The organism is Carnobacterium maltaromaticum DSM 20342 (genome assembly GCF_000744945.1).
Taxonomy (GTDB): Bacteria; Bacillota; Bacilli; order Lactobacillales; family Carnobacteriaceae; genus Carnobacterium; species Carnobacterium maltaromaticum.
Genome location: NZ_JQMX01000001.1, coordinates 2,268,676 through 2,289,057 on the forward strand (window position 1 = coordinate 2,268,676; position 20,382 = coordinate 2,289,057).

Genomic DNA, 20,382 nt, shown 5'->3' on the forward strand with positions numbered 1-20,382 from the left:
ACCTAACGAGTGGCATAAGTGCAAAACTTTTAACATAGCTCTTTATATTGGTGGCTCGTTACAAGCCCAATGCACTAAACACTTCTAAAGAATCGCATAAGCTTCTAATAATTTAATGCTTTCTTTAAGTCTTTTTGGTACGCTAAACAATAAACTTTTTAGGAGCGTAGAATAAATGAAATCACAAAAATCAGCTATAAATATTACAGTAGGCATTCTGGCACAAATTATCATTGTATTACTCGGATTTGTGACGAGAAAAGTCTTTATTGATTATTTAGGCAACGATGCAAACGGGTTAAATAACTATTTCACCAATATTGTAGCCATGCTTAGTTTAGTTGAACTAGGACTCGGAAATAGTTTATTGTTTAGTCTCTACAAACCACTAGCCGAAAAAAATCATGACTTGATTAATCGGCTGTTAAGCGTCTACAAAAAAATCTATTATTGGATTATCGCCATTATTGGTTTTTTAGGCATTATTTTAGCTAGTTTTATGCCGACATTAATTGGTTCTGACTCTGGCTTTAGCAACTCTTACATTATCGCCGTTTTTAGTCTTTTTATTTTGAGTACTATGACTACTTATTTATTTACATACAAACGGTTATTACTGACTGCCAATCAAGATGGTTATTATGCCACACTCGCAGATATTATTTACTCCATTATCAGAGCTCTCTTGCAAATTTTCATTATTATGAAAACACAAAACTTCATTTTATTTTTAGTCGTTGATATCTTTTTACGCTTAATTGAGAATTATGTATTATCACTCTTTATCCAAAAAAAGTATGCCTATTTAAAAACGCTCAAAAATAGTCGCTTAGAACCGGCCTTAAAAGAAACTATTATTGATAATACTAAATCTTTAGCTTTCCATCGAATCGGAACCTTTATCATGACTGGTTTGGATAGTATTTTGATTAATGCTTTTTATAACTTAGGAACGGTCAGTATTTTCTCAAACTACACGCTCATTAGTTCAACTTTACTCAATTTAGTTACGCAGTTTTCGACTGGAATTAGTGCCAGTTTTGGTCTGTTGCTTGCTGAAGGAAAACTGAAACGGCTTTTTGAAACGTATCGGATGGCAAACTTTATCAACTTTATGATTGTTAATTTTTCAGCCGTTACATTATTGGCTCTGTTTAACCCCTTTATGCAACTCTGGTTAGGCGATAAATTCCTCTTTGATAACTCAATTGTTTTCATTTTGGTTTTAAATTTCACAATTGCTAGTTTAACGACAATTAACGGCTCAATTCGAGGAGCTGCTGGACTATTCAAACCTGATAAGTATCTTCACATCTTCTATGCATTGTTAAAGATTGCCTTCTCTTTACTACTTAATCAGTATTTGGGTTTAATTGGGATTTTTTTAGCAACAACAATTTGTTATCTAATCAAGGATCTAATTGTTTTGCCGATAATTGTATATCGCGGAATTTTCAAAAAAAGTGCTCGAGTCTTTTACCAAGAGTTTTTTGGATATGGATCCGTTATACTAGTCAGTGGACTCTTAATCTTCCTAACGAAACAGTTCATTTATTCTTGGTCTTTAGCCCCATTTAGTGCCTTTTTATGTTTAGCTCTCATGTGTCTAATTATCCCTAATCTCTTGGCAATTTCAGTTTATCATCGGTCACAAAAATATAAAGATTCAAAAGAACTCATTTTCTCAACTCTGTTTAAAAAGAAATCCTAATAGATGGAAAAAGTATTTCCCAGGTTATAATCTAAATAAAAAAACCGCACAAGTTGCACGGCTTTTAGTCATATATTTTTTAATCCGCTTAGACGCTCGATATGAATCGTGATATAGCCTAACTCATCATCTGGTAGGACTACATTGAAATCTTGTTTCATCATTTCTGCTACTTTTAGAGCAATTTGATAACTAGCATGGTAATTCTTTTTTATAATGGCCAAAACTTCTAAATCCATTGTGTGGTATTTTTTCGTATAAAAACGTTCCAGCACAAAGCGCAAATGAGTGACTAAACGTGAATAAGACAAACTCAAGTCAGCTTGGTTAAAATCCAAAACTAGTTCTTCACCAACTACTCGTGCCATTTCAGAGACCATTGTGATCTCACGAATACTTTTTGAATTGCCATACTCTCCTGTTCGAGCGCTATGAATATGGATTGCAATATAAGCTGCTTCATCCAATGTAAAAACACTACCAAACTGAGTCGATAGATATTCAATGGCCCATTCAGCAATTAAAAATTCTTCAGCATATAAAACTTCAATTTCTTTTCTGAGTTTATTACGTACAACAATACCATTTTTTAAACGGTCCATCGCAAAGGCAATATGATCCGCTAAAGCGATATGAATATGTTCATTTAATTTTTCCTTCAACGCGTGTTCTGCATGCTCAATAATGCGCTCTGAAGCAAAGAAATACGACTCATCAATTTGTGACAATAACTGTTGAAAATTTTCTTGCTCATTTTCCATAATAAATAGTTGCTCAATATCATAATCAAATACCAAATCATTTTTCTTCTTATTAAAACCAATCCCTTTGCCGATGGCTACTTTTTCAGTAGTTCCATCGACAACGAGAACAGCATTCTGATTAAATACTTTTTTTATTTTCAATTTTTCATCTGCTCCTTACCATTCAAGGGGGACAAATTGATTAAGCTTTTGAAACAACCATTGCCACTGTTTCACCAGCTACAGCATTTCTACTACCCTTAAAATCATAGTTGTATGCTTCCATATTTCCATTTGTAACGATCACTGGGATAACAATGCTTGGTGCATTAGCGATTAAATACTCACGATCAATTTTCACTAATGGATCGCCTTTTTTCACTGCATCACCAATTTTAACTTTAGCTTCAAAGCCTTTGCCTTGTAAATTAACTGTATCCAACCCTACATGGACTAAAACCTCAACACCTGAATCCGATTGAATCCCGTATGCGTGTAACGTATCTGCTACTTGAACTAATGTCCCACTAATTGGTGAAACAATCACATCTGAAGTCGGATCGATGGCAAAACCTTCGCCCATCATTTTTTCTGCAAACACAGGATCTGGTACTTCTGAAATTGGTAAAACTTTACCATCCGCAACTGCTACTAATTCCTCATAAAGACTTGCCACTGCTTCTTCTTTTTTCTTCTTATTAAAAAATAAACCCATTCTAAAAACTCCCCTCAAATTTTTGACCCTAAAAAAACATGACAAAAGGATTCACTATTTTGAATGATTTTCCACTCACCATAGGGAACGCTCTTATCATGCCTAATTTACTTAGTCACATGAAACTCATTAAGCAGTTATCCTGCTTAATTCTGATTTATGGCTTTATTTTATGCTTTGGGAGAGGAAAAATCAATCTATTTTTAGATTTCTTAATAAAACGTCATAAACTTTAAACCAATTAACACGTTATTTTAACTAAAAGTAGTATAGCATGGTTCACTAAAAGTTCCTTCTAATTTGTCCTTTTTCTATTTAAAATAGCTCGAATTGCTTTTATTCGTTTTTTTCTCTTACTTTTGCTATGATGAGGTCATAAAATAGGTACTTTTCCGATACAATCTTAGACAAGGAGGAAATTTATATGAAATCAATTGGTTTTACACATTTCGGTGGTCCAGAAGTTTTTGAAGAAATCACGACGAAAGAATTGCCTACGTACAAAGAAAATCAAGTTCTAATTAAAACTCTAAAAGCTGGCGTGAATCCCTATGATGCCCTTCTCAGAAGTGGAGAAATGGCTAAATTTAGACCTTTAGCGTTTCCTATCATCCCCGGTACAGATGTCGTGGGAGAAATTATCGCTGTTGGTAATGACGTCACTGATTTTTCAATTGGAGATATCGTTATTGCTAATCCGTCGATTGGAGGATACAGTCAGTATATTGCTATTTCCCATAAGAGAATCATGAAAAAACCAGAAAAAATGAGCCTGTCAATTGCGGCAGGATTTGCTTCTGTTAGCGTAACAGCTTATTGGGCAATTATGGGATTTGCTCCAGTAAAAAAAGGGGCAACTATTATCATTCAAGGTGCCTCTGGTGCTGTAGGAGGTGTCGCTGTCCAAATTGCTAAAGATAATGGCTTGTATGTCATCGGCATCGGCAATAGCCGAAATAAAGAGTATGTACTGAGTTTAGGTGCAGATGAGTTCGTGGCTTATAATGAAGAACACAGTACTAGTTCGTTAGCAAATAGGGCAGATATTGTATTAGATGCTTCTTTTGGTGGGAAAGGTGCCCCTTCTGGTTTAGATTTAGTAAAAGATGGCGGCTACTACCTTTCATTAACTGCAGTTCCCGGGGCTCAACCAGATAAAAATGTTACTATTGTCAGCATCCAAAGAACGAAAGACATGACCACTGGAAAAGCATTAACGTATTTGAGTGACCTTTACCAACGCAAAGAAATTATTATGGAAACAGCTCTTGAATTTCCTTTAACTGCAGTTGGAGCCTCTAAAGCTCATCAAGCGATTGAAACAAAAAAACAAGCCGGAAAAATTATTTTATCTGTTGAAAACAACTGATTTCATTGGTTTTTTAGCACTTTGAAAAATGTTTCATGTGAAGCAATTCCATTTTTATCATAAAAATATTCCATTTGTTTGGCTTATTATTCTGAAAATTTCATACCTTACCATCACTAAAAAAAACAGAAACCACATCTTGCTTCTATAGCATGAGATGTGGTGTTTAGCTCAATCATTAATTTACTGAATACAGATAGTCTCTTTATTCATCAGCAAAACGTTTACTTAATTTTTCTTTATGTGAAATTAAAATATCTTCTAAAGATATCTCATATTTATTCGCTATAACTAATAAATTTCCTAACACATCGCCTAACTCTTCTTTCAAATTTTCTTTCAGTTCAACATCATTTTGGTCAGCTTCATCTGGACGATCTCGACCAATTTCAATCGCACGAATGGCTCTGGCTACTTCACCAGTCTCTTCAGATAAAAAACCTATCCGAATAAATATATTTAAATCACTCCACCCTCTAGCTAAATAATAGTCACGAACCCAGTCTTGAAATTCAGTAATCTCCATTTTTCATCATCTCCCTTGCCAATCTGATACTTTTAGTATAAACGAGTACACTCATCTGTCTAGCCCAAATTTGGAAATTCAGTCTCAACTTTACGTAAACTTTGTACTTTCAAGTAGTTCCATAGTAGAATGAAGATAACTACTATTTTACTTAGACAGGATGTGAAAAAATGTCATATAAACATCTATTAGAAATTCTAATTTTCGCGCTTGATGCTGCCTCTATTTTAATTATTGTTTGGGGTGTTTTACTAGCTTCAAAAGATCTGATTAAGTCTGAATTTAGCCATAAATCACGCCAAGATATCATTCGAAATAACAATATTATCAAAAATCACCTTGGGTCTTATATTCTATTTGGACTTGAAATCTTGATAGCCGCTGATATTATTGAATCTATTTTAAACCCATCTTTCCAAGATTTGATAGTGCTTGCTTCTATTGTAGTGATTCGAACAGCCATTTCCTACTTCTTAACAAAGGAAATTGAAGCCATTAAAGAATAAAATCGAACCTAATGTATGTAAAAAGCGAAAAGAAACTAGTATTCTTTTCGCTTTTTGTATTGTCTAGAACTAATTAAGCAAAAAACTTATAATTAGTACACTCTCTAAATAGTTAACACTAGATATAATCTAAATGGCGGAAGCCCTGTTATCAAAATATCTATCAATTCCTCCTAAAATTTAGTCTTTAGGATAAACAAAATCATACCAAGCCCATTGATCATCGCCATCTGGTGACCCTAACTGAAATTCTGCTTCTGGAATATCTAAAGAAATTAATTTTTTATCCACTGCAGAAGATAATTCAGTTGGTTTATCTGTAAACATAATTAAGTCTTGTGTGCCTTCTTGGCTAAGTAAACTTACGGCTAATTTACCATGCTTGTCAATTACTGGTAAAATTGCTTGTTCAATTGTTTCTAGACGTGCTAACTCAGCTTCTGTTGGAAACCCATTCTCCTCTTTAGCTAAAACTTGCAACGTTAATACAACACACAAAGGAAATTCATTTGCCCATCCTTGCTCTTTTGCAGTCATATTTATGCGCACCAATGTTGAAAAACCATCAATTTTTGCCATATAAACTTTCCAATTATCTAGCACCATTTTACATTCTCCTTTTATTCACTATTTTGTCTATCTATCATAGCATAAATTTAAAAAATACGATGCTTTAAAACAATATTGTTTATTTATAAATAACATAAACAAGACATCTATCAATCGGAGCTGTATTTACCTAAAATAAAACAAGTTACCTATACCATTATCTAAAAATAACAAATTAACCATTGCTTATTTAAAGAAAGTAAACTATAATCATTTTAACTATTTTCACAGAATAGTGACTATTTTAATTTAAAGGAGCGAGACCGAATGCTTTTTCACACTATCCACGAACTAATTGGACAAACACCATTGCTTGAAATCCAAGGCTTTACTTTTCCTCAGGGAACAAAAATTTTTGCCAAGCTTGAATTGTGCAATCCAGGTGGTAGCGTTAAAGATCGACTCGGAGTAAAATTACTAGAAACGGCCTTTGCAGAAGGAGCTATCAATGGAGATTCAACTATCATTGAACCAACTGCTGGCAATACTGGGATTGGTTTAGCTCTAGCGGCTCAACAATATGGCCTAAAAGTCATTTTTGTTGTTCCTGAAAAATTTAGTTTAGAAAAACAAGTTTTAATGCAGGCTTTAGGTGCGACACTAGTTCACACACCCACTGAAGCTGGGATTACTGGTGCGATTGAAAAAGCTCGGGAATTAGCTCAGACAATACCCAACAGTTTTGTGCCAATGCAATTTGAAAATCCAAATAACCCCTTAACTTATTATGAAACATTGGGGCCAGAGTTGCTGCAAGATCACCCAGAACCCTTCACTTCATTTGTGGCTGGGGCAGGTAGTGGTGGAACATTTGCTGGAACAGCTCGTTATTTGAAAGAACAACAACCCACAATCCGAACGTGTATTGTGGAACCTGAGGGCTCTATTTTAAATGGTGGACCTGCTCATGGACATGATACGGAGGGGATTGGAATGGAATTTATACCAAAATTTCTTGATACAACTCTATTTGATGAAATTTATACCATCTCTGATGATGATGCTTTTTATTATGTAAAAGAACTTGCCAAACGTACAGGGCTTTTTATCGGTAGCTCCAGTGGAGCTGCGTTCGCAGCCTGTCTGAAAGAGGCGGCTTTATTGCCTGCCGGAAGTCACATTGTGACCATTTTTCCAGATAGCAGCGAGCGTTATATGAGTCAAAAAATATATCGATAGGAGGGTTTCTCATGAAAATGAAAACCAAGTTAATCCACGGTGGAATTAGCCGTGACAGTCATACAGGAGCGTTAAGTGTTCCAATTTACCAAGTCTCAACCTACGCACAAGAAAAGGTAGGTAAGCATAAAGGCTATGAGTATTCTCGCTCAGGCAATCCAACCCGTTTTGCTTTGGAGGAACTAATTGCTGACTTAGAGGAAGGAACACGCGGCTTTGCTTTTGGCTCTGGATTAGCTGCCATTCATACAGTGTTTTCTTTATTTGGACAAGGAGACCATGTGATTTTAGGTGATGATGTTTATGGTGGAACATACCGCTTATTAAATTCCGTTATGAAAAAACAAGGCCTAACATTCACAATTGTTGATACCAGCAATCCAGAAGAAATTATTGCTGCTATTAAACCTACTACAAAAGCCGTTTATTTGGAATCACCTAGTAATCCGCTATTAAAGATTTCAGATATCGCCTTGATTGCCCGTCTAGCTAAAGAAAATAACCTATTAACAATTGTAGACAATACTTTTGCTACTCCGTACTTCCAACAACCTTTAGTTCTAGGTGCCGATATCGTCGTTCACAGTGGAACAAAATATTTAGGTGGTCATAGCGATGTTGTGGCTGGATTAGTGACAACAAATAATGAGGCTATAGCAGATGAGATTGGTTTCTTGCAAAATGCAATTGGCGGTGTCCTAGGACCTCAAGATAGCTGGTTGCTCCAACGTGGTATTAAAACACTTGGTATTCGGATGGAAGAATTAGCTGCAAATGCCTTATTAGTTGCGCAACTCTTAGAAAAACATCCTAGTGTAGCAAGGGTTTATTATCATGGTTTGCCTACTCATAAAGGGTATGAAATTGCCAAGAAACAAATGACTGGGTACAGCGGAATTGTTTCCTTTGAATTAAATCCTGGACTTTCAGCTGAGACCTTTGTTGAAAGTCTCCAACTTTTCACTCTTGCCGAAAGCCTAGGTGCTGTTGAAAGTTTAGCTGAGATTCCAGCTTTAATGACCCATGCTTCTATCCCAGCCGATCTTCGTCTAAAAGCTGGAATTAAAGACGAACTGATTCGTTTATCTGTTGGTTTAGAAGATAGTGAAGATCTAATTGCTGATTTAGAGCAAGCTCTTTTGCTTGCTAGTAAGTAGGTCAAGACTATGGGTAGAGAATTTTTAGATGTGTTTTCAGAATGGGCGAATGACTACGATACATTTGTCGAAGGGCAAGACCCCGCCTATCAACCTGTTTTCAAAGACTATTCACTTATTTTAGATACTATTGTCACTAAAAGTGGCTCTTCTGTTTTAGAATTTGGTATTGGGACAGCTAACTTAACTTTGCGTTTGCTAGCAGCTGGTAAGTCGGTTTTTCCAATTGAACCCTCTCCTGAGATGCGCCAATTAGCCAAAGCTAAACTGCCAGCAGAAATTGTTGTTTACGATGGGGATCTTGAAACCTATCCTCGTCCAGCCATGCCGATCGATACGATTGTCAGCTCATATGTCTTTCATCATTTAACAGATGTTGAAAAGGCCGAGGCTTTAAAAGATTATGCCACACTCTTGCCAAAAAATGGTAAACTTGTATTTGCAGATACCATGTTCCAGACGAAAAAAGCTTTAGACGAAAAAGTTCAATATGCTCTTGAAAAAAATTATGCTGATTTAGCCGCTGATTTAGTTCGTGAATATTACCCGCTAATTCCGACCATGGAAGAGGCTTTTCGTACTGCTGGATTCACAGCAAACTTTATCCAAATGAATGATTATGTCTGGATCGTTGAAGCAACTAAAATTTAATTATTGGAGGTTCGAAACGTGGAAAAAATGAACGTTGAAAGTTTTAATTTAGATCACACGAAAGTAAAAGCACCTTATGTTCGCTTAGCTGGTCGTAAAGATGGTGAAAATGGCGATGTCATTTTAAAATATGATGTTCGTTTTAAACAACCGAATAAAGAGCATATGGAAATGAAAAGTCTCCATTCTTTAGAGCATTTAACAGCTGAACTGATTCGTAACCATGCAGATTATGTAGTGGATTGGAGTCCAATGGGTTGCCAAACTGGTTTTTATTTAACAGTGATTAATCATGATAACTATGATGATATCTTATCTGTTTTAGAAGCGACTATGAAAGATGTTTTAGTAGCAACTGAAGTTCCTGCAAGTAATGAGGTTCAATGCGGTTGGGCTGCTAGTCATACTCTCGAAGGTGCTCAGCAATTAGCAACTGAATTTTTAGCTAAACGCGATGAATGGTCAGAAGTCTTTTAAAAAATAAAAAAGAGCCTAGGATATCAAGTAGATACATTTATCTACTTAGTTCTAGGCTCGCTTTTTTATTTATCAATCATTTTTACATAATAACTAAAAAGATTCCTGCTGCTATGATCGCACCTAACACTGGGCCAACAACGGGTACCCATGAATAGCTCCAATCAGAATCGCCTTTATTAGCAATTGGTAGAATTTGATGTGCAATTCTTGGTCCTAAGTCACGAGCAGGATTGATAGCATACCCTGTTGCGCCACCTAAAGATAAACCAATGGAAATAATTAAGACACCGACTACTAAAGGATTCATTCCATCGGCAAATGTATGTTGAGAGAATGACAACAAGCCTAAAACCAGGACAATTGTGCCGATCATTTCTGTAAGAACATTTGCAGGATAATTTCTAATCGCTGGACCCGTTGCAAAAGTTCCTAAAATAGCACCTTTATCTTCTGTCGCTTGCCAATGATCCAAGTACGTTAACCAAACTAACGTAGCGCCTATAACCCCACCAGCTACCTGAGCTAGAATAAACGGTACGACCAAACTCCAACTAAAGTTACCAGCAATCGCCATCGCAATTGTAACAGCTGGATTTAAATGAGCTGGTCCCATAAAACCTGCAACATAAACAGCAATCGTAACTGCCGCACCCCAACCTAATGCAATAACAATCCAACCTGAAGCTTCCGCTTTACTTTTCTTCAAGTTAACCGCCGCGCAAACACCATCACCTAATAAAACCAAGATCAACGTACCTAAAAACTCACTAAAAATCTGTAATGTATCTCCACTCATCTCTATCGCTCCTTATATAAAAAGTTTGTTGAACCGGTTAGGCCTGGCAGAAAAATAGAAAATTCCAAGAAAAGTGGCTCTTTACTTTTTTGGGAATTTATCTTTTTTCCGAAGGACTGGCTCACAAGAACTAGCCTTGATAAAAAGTTTGTTGAGCCGGTTAGCTCTGGCAAGAAAATAGGAAAAATTGATAGGACGCTTTTTGTCCTCTCGAATTTTTATCTTTTTCTCGAAGAGTTGGCTCATAAGAACTAGCCTTTTTTCAATTCAATTAAATCTGATTCATTGATGACTTGAGCCAATTCATTGATATAGTTTGATTTTTCTTCTTCAGACCAATTTAGTCTTTCTGCCATTACATCAACAACTGGTTGTTTAATTTCATCCAAACTATCACGCATAAAGAGCATATGATTCGTCCGACGCACTAAGAAATCAGCTGGTGTCAAGGTCATTTCTTCGTTGAGAGCATAGTCCAGACTCAAGCTTTCACCTAAGCCCATACCTGGAAAGGCTTTCAATTTATCGATATTTGCAAATAATGCCGTTACATTGCTGCCATACAAGTCAGCTAAATAAATTGCCTCTTCTTTCGATAAACCTTTTTCTATTCCTTCTTTAGCTAAAGTCTCTAACGTCTCTTCAACCTTCCCAGGATCCATTTTTCCTCCTGAAATTTGATAGGTTTTAGAATCAATCAGTGTAAATACTTTGTGGAATTCTGCTTCTAATGTTTTTTGAATGAGCTGCATCGCACCTTCTGCCATTTTTCGATAATCTGTAATTTTCCCACCTGAAAGTGTAATCAAACCATCTTCTTCCCTTGTTAAATCACTACCACGAGAAACGGTTGAAGGCGTTGTAGCACTTTCTGCCAAGCTACTTTCTAAGTTATTTAAAACATCTTCCACAGCAAAACGGTCAACTTCTTTATTTTGATATTTTGTGACTACATCAATCACTTGAGAAAAACTGTTATCTGAAAGCTTGCCATTGTCCCCACCATTATAATCCGATCCGCCATTTGTTGAAATTAACGGGCGCAAACCAACCCAGCTTGATTCAATATCAGCTAATGTTATTTTTGCAGATGGATAACGATAATTTATACATTCCAGTAAATAATCCACATCCGCTTGCTCAACAGTTGGTTGTGCATAATCTCCTTGGTAATCTGTATCTGTTGTTCCAAAATAAGTTTTATTTTCTCTTGGAACAACAAAGAACATCCGACCATCATTTTTTCCAGTATCTAGATAAGTTGGTTGAGGTACAGTTAATCTACTGCTATCAATAACTAAATGAACCCCTTTTGTTGGTCGAATTTGTGGAGTGATTTTTTTCGATTGATCTAATTCACGGACTTTATCCACCCAAGGACCACTGGTATTAATCACCAAGTTAGCATGTATATCAAAAATCTCATCCGTTAATAAATCTTGTGCTTTAACCCCATTAACATTACCTGATTCATTATATAGAAATCCAATAGCTTTAACTCGACTAAGCATTGCACCGCCATCTGCAGCAGCTTGCTTAATATTTTCAATAACCAATCGAGCATCATTATTTTTAAAATCTAAATAGACACCACCACCGAGTAAACCTTCTTTTTTCAAATAAGGTTCTCTTTCCAAAACTTCATCTGCCGTTAGGGTATAGTTCGCATATTTACTACCCGTAACGTTAGCTAGTTGATCATATAGATCCATGGCAATCTTGACTGAAAACATATTGAAGGTTGAGCTTGCTTCATTATAGATAGGCAATAACATCGGTGCTGGTTTAGGAATGTGTGGTGCAATGCCTTGGACAACTGCCCGCTCCGTCACTGTATCTGAAACAACTTCAACATCAAAGTTCTTCAAATAGCGAATGCCTCCATGCACCAACTTAGTTGATCTAGAAGAAGTTCCTTCCGCAAAATCTTGCATTTCAATTAAACCTGTCTGCATACCGGATGCACTGGCTTGGACTGCGACACCCGCGCCAGTGATTCCTCCTCCGATAATCAATACATCTAACTGTTTCGTTTTTAAATCTTTAACTATCTTTTGTCGTGTTTCATTAGAAAAAGCCATAATGATGAGTTCACCCTTTCATCAGCATACGTCTATTTTGAGGTATGCTTAAACATTTGAGTAGCTGCGACTGCTTGTTGCCAACCTTCATATAAATTTTCACGTTTTTCAGCTGGCATTGTTGGTTCAAAGATTTCGCCTTCTTCATAAAATTCTTTTAGTTCATCTAAATCTTTCCAAAAACCAACGGCTAAACCAGCTAAGAATGCTGCACCTAAAGCTGTTGTTTCTAGATTGCTTGCTCTTTGTACAGCTGTATCTAAAATATCTGCTTGGAATTGCATTAAATAATTATTATTCGCTGCACCCCCATCCACTTTTAATAGTGGAATATCAATGCCTGTATCATGTTGCATCGTAGAAATAACATCTCTAGCTTGATAGGCAATCGACTGTAATGTCGCTTTAACAAAATCTTCTCGAGTTGTACCACGAGTGATACCAAAGATTGCTCCACGAGCAGCAGAATCCCAATATGGAGCACCTAAACCAGTGAAAGCAGGTACCACGAAAATATCATCTGCACTTGTTGATTCCATTGCAATTTTCTCAGTATCAGCTGCACTTTGAATCATCTTCAATCCATCTCGCAACCATTGAATTGCCGAACCAGTTACAAATATACTTCCTTCAATTGCGTAATACACTTTTCCATTAATTCCATACCCAATTGTAGTTAATAAATTATTTTTAGAAAGGGTTGGTACTTCACCAGTATTCATAACAATAAATGAACCTGTGCCATACGTATTTTTAACCATTCCAGGTTCAAAAGCCATTTGACCAAATAATGCAGCTTGTTGATCTCCTGCCATACCTGAAATTGGAACTTCACTTCCATAAAAATGAAAGTTTTTCGTATACCCGTATATCTCAGAATTTGAACAAGCTTTTGGTAACATGACTTTTGGAATATTTAATAAGTCTAGTATCTCTTGATCCCACTCTAAATCATGAATGTTAAACATCATGGTTCTACTAGCATTCGAGTAATCTGTTACATGTGATCCTCCATCTGTTAGTTTCCAAACCAGCCATGTATCTATTGTTCCAAAAAGTAATTCGCCTTTTTCAGCACGTTCTTGTGCGCCTTCAACATGGTCCAAAATCCAGCGAATCTTCGTAGCTGAAAAATAAGCATCTATAATTAATCCTGTTTTTTTGTGGAAGAAATCTGCATATCCATCTGCTTTTAGTTGATCTGCAATCGGAGAAGATTGACGAGATTGCCAAACCACAGCGTTATGAATCGGTAGGCCGGTTTTTTTATCCCAAATGACAGTAGTTTCACGTTGATTTGTAATCCCGATACCTGCAATTTGTTCTGGTCGAATACCTGACTCGATAAATGCTCCAGCAATTACTGACTGTACAGAATTCCAGATTTCATTGGCATTGTGCTCTACCCAACCATCATTTGGAAAATATTGAGTAAATTCTTTTTGGGAATTTCCCACATTTTTACCGTGCTTATCAAATATAATCGCTCTCGAACTTGTAGTCCCTTGGTCAATCGACATAATGTACTTAGCTTCTGTCATTTTAAATTACCTCCCATTATTTGAAACCGTTTTCTTTACATGACTATCATAATCAATTTTTCCCCAACAAAACTCCCAATTTTTTTTAAAAGAGAATCATTTTTTGAAAGTTTTCGCTAGAAATCCTATTATACATACAACTGGGACTAAAAAAATACTATTAGAATCAAGAGTTAAATTCTTGATTTAACAGTATTTATTTAATCATTCTCACTTTTTCAGATTTTCAACTCATTAATTCGAGACTTGATTTGCTTCAAATCATAACTAGAAAAGAAGTCCGAGGTGACATAAATTTCTGTCCCTTTCGGATACTCCGAAAAAGCTAAATTATTTGTAATTACTAAATCATAATTACGTTGTTTTTTATATTCTTCTACCGTAATCCCCGTTACATTTTTTAAATTCAATTCTAGCATCTGTGTTAAAATCTCCGTGTGCATCTCCATTAAATTTAAATCAATGCCAATATGCAATTCTTTTGAGATCTTAAAATCCACAATTGATAGCACACTGGAGTATTCTAGTAACGTCAATCCCTGTAGTGTATTCAAACTGGTGGCTTTCTGATTGAAATTAGCCAAAGCTGTCGTTAATAACTCTTCCGACAGGTTTTTTAAATTTTTTCTCCAAACTTTACTTTCTTGCGCCAAAAAATCTTCTCGGTCATAAATTTCAAGTGCTCCCTCAAAAAAATACAAAGTACCATTAATTTGCGAGAGATAATAACTAATTTTTCTTTCCAATGCGAGACTAGGCTTAACGGGTAAATAGTAGTGGAGCACCGTCTCTCTCAAAAGTGTATCGACTAAAGCCGTCGGAGTTCGACGACTCCGAATTAAATCATAATTAATAAAATCCTTCTCAGATAAAATTGATTGGGTTGTTAAAAAGATAAAATGGAGCATGCTCTCTTCTTCTCCCACTTCAATAGAATAACGACTAAAGTAAAGTAAAATCAACTGTCTTACTTGCTTATAAAGCCGATCATTTTCATAAAGCTTTAATTTTTTCTGACTATTTTTATAGATTTTTTCAGATATATTCGCTCGTTTTTTACTAATTGCAAACCACAAATGAACTCTAATTCGGCTAAAATCACTAATTTTTATGTCTAATTCTTTTTCAAAGCCATTGATTAAATTATGGATTTGGGCAGGTAATACCGTTTCTTGAAATTTTTCATTAGGTGTCACGAGCCAATACAGCTGGAAATAAAAATAACGTATTTGCAATTCCTCTCCATGAAGGCTTCCATTCTTGATTTGAATATTGAATTCTTTAAGTAGGTCATTGCTCTCTTTTATTTTTCGAAACAAAGAAGATTCACTAATCGATAAATCATTGGTAATTTTAACAGCCGTAAATTTTTGATGTTTAAAAGCATAATCTATTAATTGGAATTTAAGTGATCGTTTTACATAATCAGTATAGACCGTCACGATAGAAAAATGATTGCTCACAAATAGTTCAATTTTAGAACCATCTGATTTCACACGACAATCGCCTTGATATTCAGACAAATACGACTCTAATTCTTCCAAATAACTCTCTAATGATGCTTTCGAAATTCCTAAATAGTTACGTAGATCCTCATAAGAAATCTTGCCATTCTCCAGAACTAATTTTTTCAAAATAGCAATTTGTAATCCTTCTTTTTTCTCTAAAAAATCCTCAATCCTCATCTACTTTCACCTAATCTTTCATTAAGCCTAGCTGATTCGTTACATCATACACCGGACTCCAAGCCGGATGAAAATAATAATCTTTTTGAGCAAGTTCTTCGACAGTAATCCCCATCTGAATTCCCAAGGATAGCGTGTTAATTTTTTCTAAAATATTTGATTTAGAAATGAATTGTGCACCTAATATTTTTCGAGTCGCTTTATTATAAAGTAATTTCCCTTTGATGGGCTCTTGATTAAATAGAGAACTTGATTGAGTCACATATGTTGTTGAAATTTCTTCATCAAAGAAAATACTTTCCGCCTCGGTCATTCCAGTACTAGCTATAAAATAATCAAAAACTTTAGTCCCAATTGTTCGAGCACTGCCAATAAAAACAGTTTGAGGCTCTACTAAATTATCAACTACCACAACCCCCGCTCGCACAGCATTATTCGTCAACGATACATAAAAAGTTTCACTTGATAAACTTGAAGGAATTTGGATGCAATCCCCAATAGCAAAAATATTTTCCACCGAAGTTTTCAAATACTCATCCACAAAAATGCTGCCATCTTCATGACATCGGATTGTTGGATCTAAATAAGGAAGATTAGGTTTCACACTTAGTGCAAAAACCGCACACTCGCTTTCTATTTCCTGATTATTCGTAGTCAATATAACACGATTTTCTATTTCTTTAATCTCTTGGACGGTTTCATTAAAGTAAGAAATAACCCCTTTATTTTTCATTTCCAGCAGTAAGGGAGCTAACATTTCTTGATCAAAATATTTCACTAAAATTCCGCTCATACTTTCAATTAACTGAACTTTCTTATTTTGTCTGACTAGGCAATCTGCCATTTCAACACCGACTTGTCCACCACCAACAATTGTAAATGTCTGATTTTCGTTAACTAAAGCTAGTGCTTCTTGGGCTTTTTCTATTGATTTATATTTCAAAATTCTTTCGGAATCAATTCCTTTAATTCGATAAGAATTTTGAGTAGAGCCTGTTGCTAAAATCAATTTATCATAGGCTATATTTTTAAGTATATTTTGGTTCTCATAACTAATTATTTGATTTTCTATATCCATTTTTTTAACTTCTGCAGCTAGAATCAAGTGAATATTATGTTCCTCGATTTCTGCCTCAGAAATAAAGTAGGCCTGTTGAAGACTTTCAATCTCGCCATTTAAAATCAAATGGAGCGCACTAGGGATGAATCCAATAGTATTTTTCTTTTCAAGTAACACAATTTCTGCTTTTGGGAATTTTTTTCGCGCTGTTACAGCTGCTGTCACTCCAGCAAAAGAACCACCGACAATAACGATTTTCATAAAACTCCTCCTTCACACTCTACTTGAAACATAGCAGAATGATTTATTTTGGTCAATCATTACCTACTTAATTTATTTTATTCTTATAAAAAAATGGTTAAAAAAGGCATCTCTTATAGTAGAGATGCCTTTATGTTATTGAAATATGACTTCGTACTATTGATACATTTCTGGTTTTAAAACAGCTACATAAGGTAAATTACGGTAGCGTTCCGCAAAATCAATTCCGTACCCAACAACAAATTCATTGGGAACTAAAAAACCTACATAATCAGCTTTGATGTCGACAACTCGTCCTTCTGGTTTATCTAACAACGTAACAAGTTTAACCGTATTGGCTCCACGTCGCTTAAATAAACTCACTAGGTACTCTAAAGTTCGACCACTATCAATGATATCTTCAACAATAATAATATCACGATCGGCTGCACTTGCACTTAAATCTTTAATAATTTTGACTTCTCCTGATGAAATAGTTGAATTGCCATAACTCGACACATCCATAAAGTCAATTTCTACATTAATATCCATTGCTTTAGCTAAATCCGTCGTAAAAAAGATAGCTCCTTTTAAAATGCCAACCAATAAAGGTTTTTTATTGCGATAATCCTCAGTTAATTCTTTACCAAGTTCAGTCGTTCTTTGAGCTAGTTCTTCCTTTGAATAAAGAACCTTTAGAATATCATTTTGTATCATTTAGTTAAATCTCCTTTGAATTTCAAGCTTTCTTCGTTAAAAAACGTTCACTTATATTTTAGCAGTTTTGCTTAAGATACACAATTTTGATTATAAACTCATTACTCTTTAAGCATCCGCACGTAAATCCAATTGATAGTAATCTAAATCCAAAAATTGATTGAACTTATAGCCGACTGCTTTCAACGTACCACAATAAGTAAAACCTAATTTTTTATGCAAATGAATACTACCAGGATTCCCATGATCGATTCCACCAATCATCACCCAATAATCAGCTACTTTAGCTAATTTAATGAGTTCGATTAACAGTTTTTCACCGATGCCCTTACCTTGATGTGCTTCGCCAACATAGATAGAATGTTCAATTGTATAACGAAAAGCACTTTTCTCTCTAAACGGACCATAAGTCCCATATCCTGCAACAATTCCATCTTCTTCAAAAACAATCAGCGGAATCTCCTTTTGTCGCTTTTCATTAAACCAGGCTAACTGTTCCTCAATCGTATGAATTTCTTCATCATAAGTTGCAGTTGTTTTTAAAATAGCTTGATTATATATTGCTAAAATTGCTGGTATGTCTATTACTGTTGCCAAACGAATCATTTAAGTTCCTCCTTAATAAAAAGCTCGTTGAGACGGTTAGCTCCGGTAAGAAAATAGGGAAAATTGATATGGTGTTTTTTGCCATCTCGAATCTTTAGCTTTTTCTCGAGAAGCCGGCCCACAAGAGCTAGCCTTAATAAAATTATACTTATCAATCTAAGAATATTTACAAATACAATCATTTTTTTACAGCTTTGTTGTAACTCTTTAAAATGATTCTAACAACAGAAGAACTATCGTCGTTTAACCAATATCTATAAATTTATTATACTATAATTTAGATGCGGGAAGCGCAATAGATGGTTGGCTAAATCTCAGTAAAAAGGGGTGTATATCTATGTTAAATGATAGTTTTACTCCTAGAAAGGATTAAACATGTCTGTTTTTGAAGCCCTGATGTTCGCTTTAAAAATTTACGATCATAAAAACAAAAAATAACCATCTACTATATACACTTAAGAGAGTGAATAGATAGTTATTCATCAATTTATTTACTAGCTACCGTCTTTTGAACGGTTCTACTTTAAAAGGGATCATGTTGACGCATGGTTCCTTTTTCAATTTTAGTATATCATACTCAGTTGGCCTCCTTCAATCTAAAATTCTAGCTGAGTGGGCTACACTAAATAAAATGAATTTAAATTCACAAACTTATTCTTGTACCTTCTGAAAAATATAAATGTTTTTTTGTGTATCCGACTCATGTTTCACTCTCCTTTAACAAGTACACAAATAAAACAAGACTTTGTTAGTGAATATTTTCACTTACATTAGTTACATAAGTTTAGTTTAATTACATATTGTTAACTTTTTCACAAATAAGCATTATGATAGGTATGTAAACAAGATATGGCCGTATCAAATATATAAAAAAGCTACTTATTATTTGTGATTAAAAACACATTACTGGAGGAACACTCATGGACATCTTAGAAATTATTCAAACGACCGTAACAGATATGACAATTATTAGTGCAATTACATCAACGGTTTTCATTATTATGCTTGGCTTCTTTTGCCGAAAAAAAGGAATCTTTTCAGCTGAAGTTGGAAAAATATTATCAAAAGTAGTCTTAACAGTTGCATTACCAGCCTTAGCTTTCAACGCGTTTATGCAAGATATTGATCCTGACACATTGAAACAAGGGATGAACGTTTTAATTTGGGGAATCGCTATTTACATCATTTTGATCTTCATTTCAAAACCTTTCTTCCTTAGTTATAAAGGAGACAAGCAAGATACATTACGTGTCTTAACTATTTTTGGATCAACAACATTCTTCGGAACACCAATTGTTAGTGCTATCTATGGACCTGTCGGAGTTATGTTCAGCTCTATCTTTAACATTGGATACCGTATCTTCCTTTACTCATATGGTTACATCAAAATGAGTGGTTTAAAAATGGAACTTAAAAATATCAAAACAATGTTTTTAAACCCTATCGTTATCGCAACCTTTGCAGGATTATTCATTTGGATTTTCCAAGGTTCAATGCCACAAGTTACTGTTGCTGGAATTGATGGTGCTGCGGCTCATCAAGTAGCTTTCTTACGTATCGATCAAACAGCTCTCTGGTTATTCAAACCAATGACTTACCTTGCTGGACTTGCTTCACCACTTGCTTGGTTATCTATCGGTTCAACTTTAGGCGAAATCAGTTTCAAAAAAGCTGCTTCAGACAAAACTTCTTGGTACTACAGTGTTGTTAAAGTTATCTTAGTTCCAGCTATCAACATTGTTTTCCTAGCTATTCTAACAGTTACAAACATTTTACCAGTTAGCTTTGTAGCACTTGCTACCATCGTAATTATGATGGCTACACCAACCGCAACCGTTGCTGCAGCTTATGCCATTAGTTTTGATAAAGATGCTTTACTGGCTTCCAACGCCTCACTCTTATCAACTGTTATGGCCGTCATCATGACTCCTGTCTGGATTATCATTCTAGAAGTCATTAGCAAAACAGGATTATTCTAAAAATTCATACTCACTCTATCTATTAAATCTT

Annotated in this window: 19 protein-coding genes; 8 read left to right on the forward strand and 11 right to left on the reverse strand. The window is 35.2% G+C overall.

Going from position 1 to position 20,382, the window contains the following annotated elements; genetic code table 11:
- The first annotated feature begins 175 nt into the window (after positions 1–175).
- Positions 176–1,711, forward strand: a complete 1,536-nt coding sequence (locus BR77_RS10535) for a lipopolysaccharide biosynthesis protein (protein ID WP_035064876.1) — start codon at positions 176–178, stop codon at positions 1,709–1,711.
- Between the two features lie 68 nt (positions 1,712–1,779).
- Here the strand turns inward: BR77_RS10535 and BR77_RS10540 are convergent, their stop codons facing one another.
- Both BR77_RS10540 and BR77_RS10545 read right to left on the reverse strand, forming a co-directional pair.
- Positions 1,780–2,616 (reverse strand): PRD domain-containing protein, encoded by an 837-nt coding sequence (locus BR77_RS10540; RefSeq protein WP_010052451.1) that lies wholly within the window; start codon positions 2,614–2,616, stop codon positions 1,780–1,782.
- Between the two features lie 40 nt (positions 2,617–2,656).
- Positions 2,657–3,169, reverse strand: a complete 513-nt coding sequence (locus BR77_RS10545; RefSeq protein WP_010052448.1) for a PTS sugar transporter subunit IIA — start codon at positions 3,167–3,169, stop codon at positions 2,657–2,659.
- A 424-nt stretch (positions 3,170–3,593) separates the two neighbouring features.
- Between BR77_RS10545 and BR77_RS10550 the strand changes: the two genes are divergently transcribed.
- Entirely contained in the window at positions 3,594–4,538 is a 945-nt protein-coding gene (locus BR77_RS10550) for an NADP-dependent oxidoreductase (protein ID WP_035064879.1), read from the forward strand.
- A 205-nt stretch (positions 4,539–4,743) separates the two neighbouring features.
- On the opposite strand, the gene BR77_RS10555 is transcribed toward BR77_RS10550, so the two are convergent.
- A complete protein-coding gene (locus tag BR77_RS10555) occupies positions 4,744–5,064 on the reverse strand; it encodes a MazG nucleotide pyrophosphohydrolase domain-containing protein (protein ID WP_010052445.1) in 321 nt (106 codons plus the stop codon).
- Between the two features lie 170 nt (positions 5,065–5,234).
- Between BR77_RS10555 and BR77_RS10560 the strand changes: the two genes are divergently transcribed.
- Complete coding sequence (locus tag BR77_RS10560) at positions 5,235–5,570, forward strand: DUF1622 domain-containing protein (RefSeq protein ID WP_010052444.1); 336 nt, start codon at positions 5,235–5,237, stop codon at positions 5,568–5,570.
- A gap of 180 nt (positions 5,571–5,750) precedes the next feature.
- Here BR77_RS10560 and BR77_RS10565 read toward each other — a convergent pair whose 3' ends face one another.
- Positions 5,751–6,176, reverse strand: coding sequence for a DUF695 domain-containing protein (locus BR77_RS10565; protein ID WP_015075125.1), 426 nt, complete (start codon positions 6,174–6,176; stop codon positions 5,751–5,753).
- 270 nt (positions 6,177–6,446) lie between these two features.
- Between BR77_RS10565 and BR77_RS10570 the strand changes: the two genes are divergently transcribed.
- The 4 genes from BR77_RS10570 to BR77_RS10585 are packed head-to-tail and all read left to right on the forward strand — an operon-like array spanning position 6,447 to position 9,643.
- Entirely contained in the window at positions 6,447–7,358 is a 912-nt protein-coding gene (locus tag BR77_RS10570; RefSeq protein WP_035064882.1) for a PLP-dependent cysteine synthase family protein, read from the forward strand.
- 11 nt (positions 7,359–7,369) lie between these two features.
- Positions 7,370–8,515, forward strand: coding sequence for a cystathionine gamma-synthase (locus tag BR77_RS10575; RefSeq protein WP_035064884.1), 1,146 nt, complete (start codon positions 7,370–7,372; stop codon positions 8,513–8,515).
- Positions 8,516–8,524: 9 nt separating this feature from the next.
- Positions 8,525–9,166 carry a class I SAM-dependent methyltransferase gene (locus BR77_RS10580; RefSeq protein WP_035064888.1) on the forward strand — a complete coding sequence of 214 codons (642 nt, stop codon included), beginning with the start codon at positions 8,525–8,527 and terminating at the stop codon, positions 9,164–9,166.
- Positions 9,167–9,193: 27 nt separating this feature from the next.
- Positions 9,194–9,643, forward strand: coding sequence for an S-ribosylhomocysteine lyase (locus tag BR77_RS10585; protein ID WP_033257385.1), 450 nt, complete (start codon positions 9,194–9,196; stop codon positions 9,641–9,643).
- Positions 9,644–9,725: 82 nt separating this feature from the next.
- Here BR77_RS10585 and BR77_RS10590 read toward each other — a convergent pair whose 3' ends face one another.
- The 7 genes from BR77_RS10590 to BR77_RS10620 all read right to left on the reverse strand — a co-directional run bounded on the left by BR77_RS10590 (position 9,726) and on the right by BR77_RS10620 (position 18,372).
- On the reverse strand, positions 9,726–10,442 hold the full coding sequence (locus tag BR77_RS10590) for an MIP/aquaporin family protein (protein WP_035064891.1): 717 nt from the start codon (positions 10,440–10,442) through the stop codon (positions 9,726–9,728).
- A 251-nt stretch (positions 10,443–10,693) separates the two neighbouring features.
- Positions 10,694–12,523: a type 1 glycerol-3-phosphate oxidase gene (gene glpO / locus BR77_RS10595; protein WP_035064894.1), complete on the reverse strand. Its 1,830-nt coding sequence runs from the start codon at positions 12,521–12,523 to the stop codon at positions 10,694–10,696.
- A gap of 32 nt (positions 12,524–12,555) precedes the next feature.
- Positions 12,556–14,064 (reverse strand): glycerol kinase GlpK, encoded by a 1,509-nt coding sequence (glpK, locus tag BR77_RS10600; protein ID WP_010052430.1) that lies wholly within the window; start codon positions 14,062–14,064, stop codon positions 12,556–12,558.
- Positions 14,065–14,282: 218 nt separating this feature from the next.
- The gene (locus BR77_RS10605; protein ID WP_015075121.1) at positions 14,283–15,749 is read right to left on the reverse strand and encodes an AcpB/EbpR/MafR family transcriptional regulator; all 1,467 of its coding nucleotides are present in this window, start codon (positions 15,747–15,749) and stop codon (positions 14,283–14,285) included.
- A gap of 10 nt (positions 15,750–15,759) precedes the next feature.
- Positions 15,760–17,070: an FAD-dependent oxidoreductase gene (locus BR77_RS10610; RefSeq protein ID WP_010052428.1), complete on the reverse strand. Its 1,311-nt coding sequence runs from the start codon at positions 17,068–17,070 to the stop codon at positions 15,760–15,762.
- 156 nt (positions 17,071–17,226) lie between these two features.
- A complete protein-coding gene (gene hpt, locus BR77_RS10615; RefSeq protein WP_010052427.1) occupies positions 17,227–17,766 on the reverse strand; it encodes a hypoxanthine phosphoribosyltransferase in 540 nt (179 codons plus the stop codon).
- Between the two features lie 108 nt (positions 17,767–17,874).
- The gene (locus tag BR77_RS10620; RefSeq protein ID WP_035064897.1) at positions 17,875–18,372 is read right to left on the reverse strand and encodes a GNAT family N-acetyltransferase; all 498 of its coding nucleotides are present in this window, start codon (positions 18,370–18,372) and stop codon (positions 17,875–17,877) included.
- A 920-nt stretch (positions 18,373–19,292) separates the two neighbouring features.
- Between BR77_RS10620 and BR77_RS10630 the strand changes: the two genes are divergently transcribed.
- Positions 19,293–20,351, forward strand: a complete 1,059-nt coding sequence (locus BR77_RS10630) for an AEC family transporter (protein WP_015075118.1) — start codon at positions 19,293–19,295, stop codon at positions 20,349–20,351.
- Positions 20,352–20,382: the final 31 nt, after the last annotated feature.